Origin of the sequence: Chryseobacterium sp. YIM B08800 (genome assembly GCF_026163565.1) — a bacterium.
Lineage (GTDB): Bacteria > Bacteroidota > Bacteroidia > Flavobacteriales > Weeksellaceae > Chryseobacterium.
In genome coordinates, this window is record NZ_JAPDKN010000090.1 from 1 (window position 1) to 9,162 (window position 9,162).

At 31.7% G+C, this 9,162-nt stretch carries 11 protein-coding genes; 4 read left to right on the forward strand and 7 right to left on the reverse strand.

The window, feature by feature from the left end; all coding sequences use genetic code 11:
• Positions 1-544, forward strand: a 544-nt coding sequence (locus OEW74_RS19145) for a T9SS type A sorting domain-containing protein (RefSeq protein ID WP_265429999.1), incomplete at its 5' end; no start/stop codon positions are given.
• Positions 545-789: 245 nt separating this feature from the next.
• On the opposite strand, the gene OEW74_RS19150 is transcribed toward OEW74_RS19145, so the two are convergent.
• Positions 790-1,173, reverse strand: a complete 384-nt coding sequence (locus tag OEW74_RS19150; protein ID WP_265430000.1) for a hypothetical protein — start codon at positions 1,171-1,173, stop codon at positions 790-792.
• 191 nt (positions 1,174-1,364) lie between these two features.
• On the opposite strand from OEW74_RS19150, the gene OEW74_RS19155 reads away from it, so the two are divergent.
• Positions 1,365-2,390, forward strand: a complete 1,026-nt coding sequence (locus OEW74_RS19155; RefSeq protein WP_265430001.1) for a L,D-transpeptidase — start codon at positions 1,365-1,367, stop codon at positions 2,388-2,390.
• Here the strand turns inward: OEW74_RS19155 and OEW74_RS19160 are convergent.
• The 3 genes from OEW74_RS19160 to OEW74_RS19170 all read right to left on the reverse strand — a co-directional run bounded on the left by OEW74_RS19160 (position 2,387) and on the right by OEW74_RS19170 (position 4,976).
• The gene (locus OEW74_RS19160) at positions 2,387-2,914 is read right to left on the reverse strand and encodes a hypothetical protein (RefSeq protein WP_265430002.1); all 528 of its coding nucleotides are present in this window, start codon (positions 2,912-2,914) and stop codon (positions 2,387-2,389) included. The genes OEW74_RS19155 and OEW74_RS19160 overlap by 4 nt on opposite strands.
• Before the next feature lies 1 nt (position 2,915).
• Positions 2,916-4,241, reverse strand: a complete 1,326-nt coding sequence (locus OEW74_RS19165) for a PDZ domain-containing protein (RefSeq protein WP_265430003.1) — start codon at positions 4,239-4,241, stop codon at positions 2,916-2,918.
• A 96-nt stretch (positions 4,242-4,337) separates the two neighbouring features.
• The gene (locus tag OEW74_RS19170) at positions 4,338-4,976 is read right to left on the reverse strand and encodes an alpha/beta hydrolase (RefSeq protein WP_265430004.1); all 639 of its coding nucleotides are present in this window, start codon (positions 4,974-4,976) and stop codon (positions 4,338-4,340) included.
• Positions 4,977-5,185: 209 nt separating this feature from the next.
• Between OEW74_RS19170 and OEW74_RS19175 the strand changes: the two genes are divergently transcribed.
• On the forward strand, positions 5,186-5,629 hold the full coding sequence (locus OEW74_RS19175) for a hypothetical protein (protein WP_102981482.1): 444 nt from the start codon (positions 5,186-5,188) through the stop codon (positions 5,627-5,629).
• 90 nt (positions 5,630-5,719) lie between these two features.
• Here the strand turns inward: OEW74_RS19175 and OEW74_RS19180 are convergent, their stop codons facing one another.
• From OEW74_RS19180 to OEW74_RS19190, 3 genes are all read right to left on the reverse strand, one after another.
• Entirely contained in the window at positions 5,720-6,229 is a 510-nt protein-coding gene (locus OEW74_RS19180; RefSeq protein ID WP_265430005.1) for a hypothetical protein, read from the reverse strand.
• Between the two features lie 115 nt (positions 6,230-6,344).
• Entirely contained in the window at positions 6,345-7,361 is a 1,017-nt protein-coding gene (locus OEW74_RS19185) for a TQO small subunit DoxD (protein ID WP_265430006.1), read from the reverse strand.
• Between the two features lie 48 nt (positions 7,362-7,409).
• Positions 7,410-7,787, reverse strand: a complete 378-nt coding sequence (locus OEW74_RS19190; protein WP_265430007.1) for a hypothetical protein — start codon at positions 7,785-7,787, stop codon at positions 7,410-7,412.
• Between the two features lie 422 nt (positions 7,788-8,209).
• Here OEW74_RS19190 and OEW74_RS19195 point away from each other — a divergent pair, with 422 nt between their 5' ends.
• Positions 8,210-9,109, forward strand: a complete 900-nt coding sequence (locus OEW74_RS19195; protein ID WP_265430008.1) for an EamA family transporter — start codon at positions 8,210-8,212, stop codon at positions 9,107-9,109.
• The last annotated feature ends 53 nt before the right edge of the window (positions 9,110-9,162 follow it).

Genomic DNA, 9,162 nt, shown 5'->3' on the forward strand with positions numbered 1-9,162 from the left:
AAACGGATGTACAGGAACTGTAAGTGCGACAGTAACTCAATCAAGTGCAGTAGCAGCTCCGACTGGAGCAGCAACACAAAGCTTTAGCTTAGGAAATACTTTAAGTGCTTTAGTAGTTGTCGGGCAAAATATCAAATGGTATGCTTCTGCTACGGACGCAGCAAACCATACAGGAAGCTTACCAACAAGCACAGTGATTGTAAATAATACAACGTATTATGCAACTCAAACAGTGGGAGTTTGTGAGTCTACAACTTCATTGGCAGTTCTTGCTTTCAATGCGAGTTTAAGTGTAGGTAACGCTATAAAACCAAACTCAGATATGCAAATTTATCCTAACCCGGTAATAGATATCCTTAACATAAGTGGAGAGGAGAAAATTATAAAATTAGCGATTTACGCAGCTGACGGTAGAAAAGTTACCGAGAAAACATTATCTAAAAATGAAAGAAGCATTAATGTTCATTCATTAGTTCAGGGAGTTTACTTGATTCAGGTATTCACTAAAGATGATGTTAAAACATTTAAGTTTATAAAAAGATAAAATATTTAGGTATTAATCGAAATCATAACTTAATGATCAGCCAGTAGCAATTTATAGCTGCTGGCTTTTTTTATTGCCTAAAAGATGGAAAGAAATATAATAATCCTTTCAAAAACTATTTTCAAAAAAGAGCTTTTTTAAACATGAAAATCATTTTGATACTTTCGAATTATTATCAATTAATCACAAAAAAAACATTACCATTTTTGATAGTAATGTTAGTTTAGGTTAATTAAAAAAGAAGATTATTTAGACGATTTATCTTTTACAGTTGCCTTTATTTTTCCGCTGTTATTGATGATCTTGATCTTAAATAAATTTTGTTGAGACGAATTGTTTACGATGTATAATTCATTTGTAAAATTGATTTTTGTTACTGCAGAATCGTTTTTCGGAAGTACTTTTGTCTGATTTTTATCGGTAATATATTTTAAATCTTCTGTTTTCGAAGTGTTATATAAAACTACACTTAAACTTTCCTTTGATGAATTTTTAATCTGAAGTTGTTTCTGTGAAGGAATTATCCATTCATTTCTATAAAGATGTCTTCCTCTTGATATTTGGAAAGATGAAAGAATTAAAATTAAAGCAGAAGTTGCAGTTAGCGAATAAATCGTTGTCTTTTTCATTGTTTTAAAGATGTTTATGTTTTAATAATTCAATTTGTGATGAATTATAAGCAAATATATAATTTATTGTATAAATGAAAGATGATTTTTGTAAATTTAATCAAGACTTGTAGAATTAAAAGTCCTTTATTTTTATGATTTAGGTCTGATATTTGTAAGTCTATACCAAACTGAGATGAACATTAATATTTATGAAAAACCTAACTTTGAAAAAATCAATATTTTACACTTTATTTCTCGCATTGTTTTTTACTTCCTGTAAAAAAGAAGAAGCTGTAGATCAAAACCAGCAACAGACTTCGACTTCAGAAGAAATTGCAAAAAATACCGCCGATCCAGATTCTATCAAAACAAAACCGGTAGAAGAATCTGCACCGCCAATGATTCAGGAGAACGGGTTTTATAATGCCTTTGCAATTCCAAAAGATAAAAAACTGAGAGATTCTCTGTATGCGATTTTCAGTAAAAAATATACCGAAAGAGAACGATATGCAATTTTAGCTTTAAACAGATTAGATTCCAAAAGCAAATGGAATTCTGATACGTTGGTGGTTCCGGCAAAAATAGACACCACTTTAATGGCATATTCACCTTTCCCGATGCAGCTTGATGTGTTGAGTGATGTGAAAAAGTTTGTCATATTTTCTTATCCTATTCAGGCTTATGGTGTTTATTCAAATGGTACTTTAGTAAAATGGGGACCTACGAGTATGGGTAAAAAAGCAGCTCAGACCGACAGAGGTTTGATGTTTGCCAACTGGAAAAAGAAACTCGCCATTTCCACGGTAAAAAGTGAATGGAAACTTCCTTATAATTTTAATATTCATAATACCCACGGAATAGGATGGCATCAGTATGACCTTCCGGGTTATCCTGCATCTCACTCTTGTTTAAGATTATTAATGAAAGATGCGATTTGGTTATACAATTATGCAGATACATGGATTTTAAATCCGGGTGGAGCCACTACAAAAGCAAAAGGTACACCGGTAATGGTTTTTGGAGATTATCCTTGGGGAAAAAGAAAACCTTGGAGAAATCTTCTGAATGATCCCAATGCCAATAATATTTCTGTTGAAGAAATGACCAAATTGATTCAGCCTAATGTTGAAAAAATGGTTTTCGAACAGACCAATCGTGAAAAAATAGCAGATTCTATAAAAGCTGCAAAAGCTTCGCAAGCTGTTATTCAGGAAACTGAAACTTCAGAAAACTAAACTGTTTTTTCAAATTTTAAAGTAGATTCCTCCGCAAATTTGCGGAGTTTTTTCATTTCTTCTTTAGCTTTACTTTGCCCGAATCTTGCCGCAGCATAAGTGGCAGCAATGAAAATAAGCATTACAAATGAAGCGTGTAAAGCCCAAGGAAATTCATGGCTGTTGATTTGATTTTCTACATAATACATGGTGAAAAAAGTCATCCACGAAATGGTAAACAAGAAATAGAGAAACATAAAAAATGTCCAGACTGCAGAACTTGGTCCAAAAACTCCTCTTATTACGGTAATTTCTTCATCGTCAAGTTCTGTTCTGAGCGCCAAACACGGTTTCCAATAATTATCATCTTTAGTTAAAACAGAAATTGTTGCAACTTCGGTATTTACGTTTCCTGTAAATTCGTCTTTATGCTCAATCAAATATTTTTTCAGATTTTCCGCGTACGTTTCTTTGCTAAGATGCGTGTACATTTTAAATCTTGGTCTGTTCCTTATTTTATCTAAAGTGGTTTCTTTTGTTTCCATATTATTCTTGATAGGGAATTGGGTCTTCTAATGTAAACGAAAATTTTAGCTCTACGCCTTTTCTGTCTACGGTCATATTGATTGTTTTTCCTTCATCAGACTTCATTATTTCCATAATTTTGTTTAATGTCATTTCTGAAGTTTTCTTTCCGTTAATCGTTATTAATTGATCATTTTTTTTTAGGCCTGCTTTATCTGCAGGAGAATCTTTTCGTACACCCGCAAGTGAAAATAGAGGTTTTAAAACGAATTTATATTGAATATTACTATTGTACGTTTGAATATCACCTGATGTCGATTTTTCTGTTAATGTTTTAAAAGTTAAATAGTCTTTTTCCCATTGAAGACCATCTTGTTTAAAATCGAGTCCGCTCATATTAAAATGAAAAGGATCATCGTAATTTCTATTTTTTCTAAGATATATTTTTTCATTAGGATAATCAAAAGCGACAGTAAATCGACGCATGATTTCTCCACCAACTGAGCCTTTTCTGTCTTGTGCCAAATTGAGATGCTGAATAGAAAATTCGTCAGGCATTGCAGTTAGAGGTTTTTCAAATTTAAATTGTCCAAGACTAAGCTGATGGATTCTGCTTCTTTTACCATAAATATCTCCATTAAAACCTCTGCCCAAAAAATCATCAATATTGGGTCTGTTATAAACGAAATCTTTTATAAGAGTGGGGAATAACCAAATTGCATCACTATTTCCAATATCGATGAGCAATTTTGAAGCCTTTCTTTCGTTTGTCATTTCTACATCGGCGAAAATATAAGGCTTGCTTTTCTCAATAGAAATAGGGAACTCATCAAATTTTTTAATTTTCTTTTCAAAAAGTGCGCGGTCTTTATAAACAGTAATTTTTTTTGAACTGTAATCTATAATAATTGGATAGTCTTTAAAGAAATGATACCCAATAAATCCGTTAACGGGAATTCCGATGTGCGAAGAAATATTGAATTCCTCATCCTGAATAATGTAAACCATCAAAGAATCATTTACAAAGTTTTTTCCGATTTTTCCGGTATTTAGATCAGATTTAAATCCTTCGATACTTCTATTGCCACCAAGCCCGGAAAATTTCATTTTTTCCATTGCGCTTAGTTTTATTTCTTTGTCTTCAAGGCTGAAAATAGTGTTTTCCGTAACTCCGCTATCAAGCATAAAGGTAAGTTCTGCGCCATTGATGTTAATAGGAATGAAGATTAAATTATTAATCAACTTAAAAGGAATCACGACTTTATTTACATTTTTAATCTCAAATTTATTCTGAGCATTAACGAAAATGCTTAAAAGTAAAATTGATATTAAAAACCGATATTTCATAAATTGAAATTAGTGAATTATATGATATGATACAAAAAAAACATTCATGAGTATGAATGTTTAGTATTTTATAAATCGATAATGATTTTTAATATATTATTTTGAGAAAAATTCCATCAGATCGATATAATTTTTTTGGTTGACACCATGACCGCTCATATATTCTCTGAATGTGAAGTAGCAGCTCAAATCATACAGAAGATCTGCAGCTTTTCTTCCCCATTCCATAGGAATAATGGCGTCGTCTGTACCATGAGAAACAAAGAAACGAAGATTTTCTAATTTCTTTTTATCTTTCACAATATTAGTAAGCAATTTTTCTTCAGGATATGTACTTAAACAAGCAACATAATTAAAAAGATCAGGATATTGTAAAGCTAAACTGTAACACAAAATTCCGCCTTGGCTGAATCCGCAAAGATGTGTTTTATTTCTGGTAAGACCATATTTGTTGGTAATCGCCATGATGTTTTGCAGAACGCTTTCAAGAGCTTCTTTTGCCTGATCGATGTCTATAAATTGTTCAGGATTGTTGAAGTCGATATCAAACCAAGAATATCCTTCAAACTGAGTAGGTTTCGGAGCTCTGAAACTCACAATAATCCAGTCTGCCGGAAGACTTTCTCTGAAACTGAAAAGATCCTGCTCATTGCTGCCATAACCGTGAAGCATGAAAAGAATGGGGGTAATCGAACTGATATTTTCTGGTTCTCTTACGATATAATCTAAATTCATTTGGCAAAGATAATAATATTGAGATTTTAATTTAATAATTTCATTGGTCAATAGTAAAATTTCATAAAGAATTTACCTCATAAAAAACACGCTGAGTCTTTTATTGATTTGATATTATTTGGAAATCTTTGTTGGAAAATTTTCATAAAAGTTATTTTTATATTGATAAAAAACCTATATTTGAAACATTAAAAAATCTATTTGGAGAAATGAAGCAATTTTACAAATCAAAAAATTTACTTAGACTTTCATTTTTAGCAGTGATATTATTTTCAGCAGCTTCTGTTTTTAATTCTTGTAAAGATGATGACGAAGACGAGTTTCAGGATCACTTGGTGCAGTTTGAAGCAAAAATAGTTAACGGTGGTACAGCTCCTACTCCTCCTGTAAGTACATTCAAAACGATTATTACTCAGGTAGGAACAAAACAGGAAACATTGTTTGATTCTCCTGGTTTACTTTGGACGAGCGGTGAGTTTTTTGTAAATTCTAGCCAGTCTCAATTAAATTTTGCAGCGAATGCTAATCTTTTGAATGCAGATTCTAAACTTATTGTATCAATTTATATTGACGGTGAAGTTGCAGAAACAGATACAATCGAAGGAAGCGGAACTAAAGAAGTTGCAGTAGCACACAGTTTCTTAGAATTATAATTAATATAAATTTATTATATAAAAACCACCTCTGTTTTTCAGAGGTGGTTTTGTTTTTTATGATTGCTTTAAAATTTGTTTCAATAAAAATTATCTCAAACTTCTTACACTTACCTCAGGTTTTTCACCCTGTGGAACAATAAAAATAGCATCATCATTAATTGTATCTCCTGTATCAAAATAATAACTTCCGATAACAGGCAAAATGTTGGTAACAAACTTTCCGGATTTGTCGTAAGCAGAATACGAAACATTGATCATCTGAGTTTTCATTTTTAGCTGAATCTTTTTCGAGGTCAGTTTTGCTCCTGTAGCATTTACACAATCTAGTTCTACAATTCCGGTGTCCATTACAATTTGTGGATAAGAGGTAAGTCTGATATTGTAAGATTTATCTGACGTATTTTTTACCGAAGCCGATACTTTGTAACGGTCGAAGTTTTTTCCGCCAACTTGTATGCTTTCTTTATTAAGGATGTTAAAGCTTACTTTCATTCCGTTAACGTCTGCAGTTTCGCCGTCGGATATTTTCTGGGCTTTTGCAAAGTTTCCGAAACTTAAGAATGTAAGCATGAGAATTAGAAGAATTGAGTTTTTCATAGGTTAATTTTTGAATTTGTTATTAATTTAAATTTACAAAATAAAACCTTTTGCAGATATTAATATTTTATCATATTCAGAAAATCAGTGAATATGATAAAATATTAAGTTAAATTTATTTGATTTTCGCAATCCATTCTGCACCGCTGATGTCAGTCAATTTTATCACTGATATTTTTTCGGACGAAGAAGGATGATCTTTCAAATCAATCGTTAAATCTGCTTTTGAACCTAAAGGAATAATTAAACTATGCTTCCCGGGCTTTACTTTTGCCACATAATGATTGTGAATTTTTTCTTTAGAAAATTTTGAAAGTTCAGTTCCATTCATAGATTGAATGACTTCTCCTTTTTCATTTAATAAATCGATTCCGATAAGAAAAGAGCCATAAACATCAACACCTTCCGTTCTGTAAACTTCAAATTTTATCTGTGACGGATTGATTTTTATATTGGAAATTTCAACTTTTGGCTTCACCGATTTATTATGCAGAGTTCCAAAAACACCACCATGAAAATATTGATTGGTGTATAAAGTCAATCCAAAAATAAGCAATGAACCTACAAGTACAAAACGTTTTGGATTTCTAATCGGTAAAATCCCAGAACCTAAATAATGAAACCATTTTTTCTGAGTAAAACGGTATTTTTTATTTTTAAAATATTGATCTAAAGAATAAGTTCCGCTGCCTGTAAGAAAAAGGGTAAATCCACAAGCGATTCCTAAAACACCTATTTGCCATTCGTCTAAGCAGGTCGTTCCTATCCATCCAGAACCCAATAAAATTCCCATTGCCAAAGCAAAAACTCCTGCAGCCATCAATCTTGTGAACATTCCCAAAATAATAAATAGTCCTACAATAGCTTCAATGATGGTAAAGCTGACCATTGAGGTTTGCAGCGCATCGGGATGAGTGACGAGATATTCGATAATGGGTTTTATTCCTAAAGCATTCGGTAAAAAATGATTGAATTTTTCGCCGATATATCCGGCTTCATCGGGAACGAGTTTGTTTTCGAGAATAAGTCTGCGCCAGAAAGCTGAAAAGTAGGTCCAGCCAATTACAAGGCGGATAGATAATGTATATAAACCAGCCATATCAGTAGGCTGATTGGTCATATTTTTTGTCATTAAAGTTTATTTTAAAAGTTGATAGTGAAAAATGATCTAGAAATGATCCTAAGCCATATCCAGTTTCAATCTTTTAAATAAAATATACTTTGGAGGACTGTTTCCTGAAGTGTTTCCGGAATAATTTGTTTGAGAAAAAGTTGGCTTTTCGAAATTTAAATTATCCGATTGTAAAAAATTTGAAAATGCAATTCCTTTAAATTTAAAATCAGATCTTGAAACGGAAACTTTTGAAGAAGAATTAAAACTTTCACAACTGAAAAATGAAGGTGCCGTTGTTTTTACTTTGTTGAGAGTACCGATGTGCTGAATGTTGAAAACTTCCAAAACCTCTCTCTTCAATGAACAGGGAGATAACGAAAATGCTACAACAAGCATCATTACGATTGCTCTGTAGAATTTTATGTGAAGTTTTATATTTGACATCTCTACAAAACTACGGTTTTCAAAATTAAAGCGCTACAAATATTTCCATTATAAATGAATTTAATAGTACTCATTGCGCATTTTAAATTAAAATAAATGAAACGGCTTTGTTTACCTTTATTTAAAACTATTTTTAACATTAAGAAGTTTAGATTTTCGAAGAATTACGCTTAATAAAGCTTTGATCAAAATCAATTTATTGATTTCTTAAAATTGTCCATTCATTATGATAAGATTTCTTAATTACTTAATGTTTAATAAAAAGAATAAACAAGGTTTATTTAAGTTAAGAAAATTAAGCACATGAATTTTAAACAAGTTCTGAGAATAATATTTTAAAACCTGATATTGAAGGAGTATTCGCAGCTTCCTTATTCTTATCTTTGTCTCTCTTTAAAGCAATAAAAATACCTTTACTTCAATTGAAGAATTTTAAATATTATTTAGCCGCCATTTTCGCCTTCGCAACTTGGGGAACATTCAGTTTGGTTTTAAAACCGCTGCATTCGTATGCTTCTTTAGATATTCTTTTTTACAGGGTTTTCAGCTGTGCATTGATTATGTCTGTGGTAACGGTACTTTTCAGGAGAGCTAAGCTTAAAGACAATTTAAACTATTTTAAAAGCATTTCCCAGAAAAGTAAATATAAAATAGTAGGTCTAAATGTTTTAAGCAGTATTTTACTTACCGCAAACTGGTTTTCGTTTATCTATGTGATGAATCATATCAGTGTGAGAGCAACGTCTGTCGCCTATCTTGTATGTCCGATCATTACAACAATTTTAGCATTTTTTATTCTTCGGGAAAAACTTACAAAATTACAATGGATTTCGGTAGTTTTAAGTGGAGTAGGATGTGTTTTGCTTTCGTATTCCAATCTTATAGATATGGTTTACAGTAGTTTAATTGGGTCTACTTATGCAAGTTATCTTATTATTCAGAGTGTAAATTCTAAATTTGATAAATTTCTGGTTCTTAATTTCCATATAATCTTGGCGGCATTGATCTTATTGCCGTTTTTTCCGTCGTATTCAGGAACGGTTCCTACAGAATTTAAATTCTATTTCTATATTGAAATCATTGCAGTAATGTACACGATTGTTCCATTATTGCTGAATTTATATGCGTTATCAGGAATTGCCTCATCAAAAGTCGGAATGATTCTCAATATCAACCCGATCATAGCCTTTGTTTTGGCGGGAGCGGTTTATCATGAAGCTCTTGGAGGGTTGCAGATTTTGTCTTATTCTATTATATTTTTAGCAGTTATTATTTTTAATGCTAAAGAAATTTTCCGGTTAAAGACAGAAAAAGCAGTTTAAATAATAAGTGTAAGAGCCTGTTTAAATTTTATTGAGTAATAATTTTATGGCAG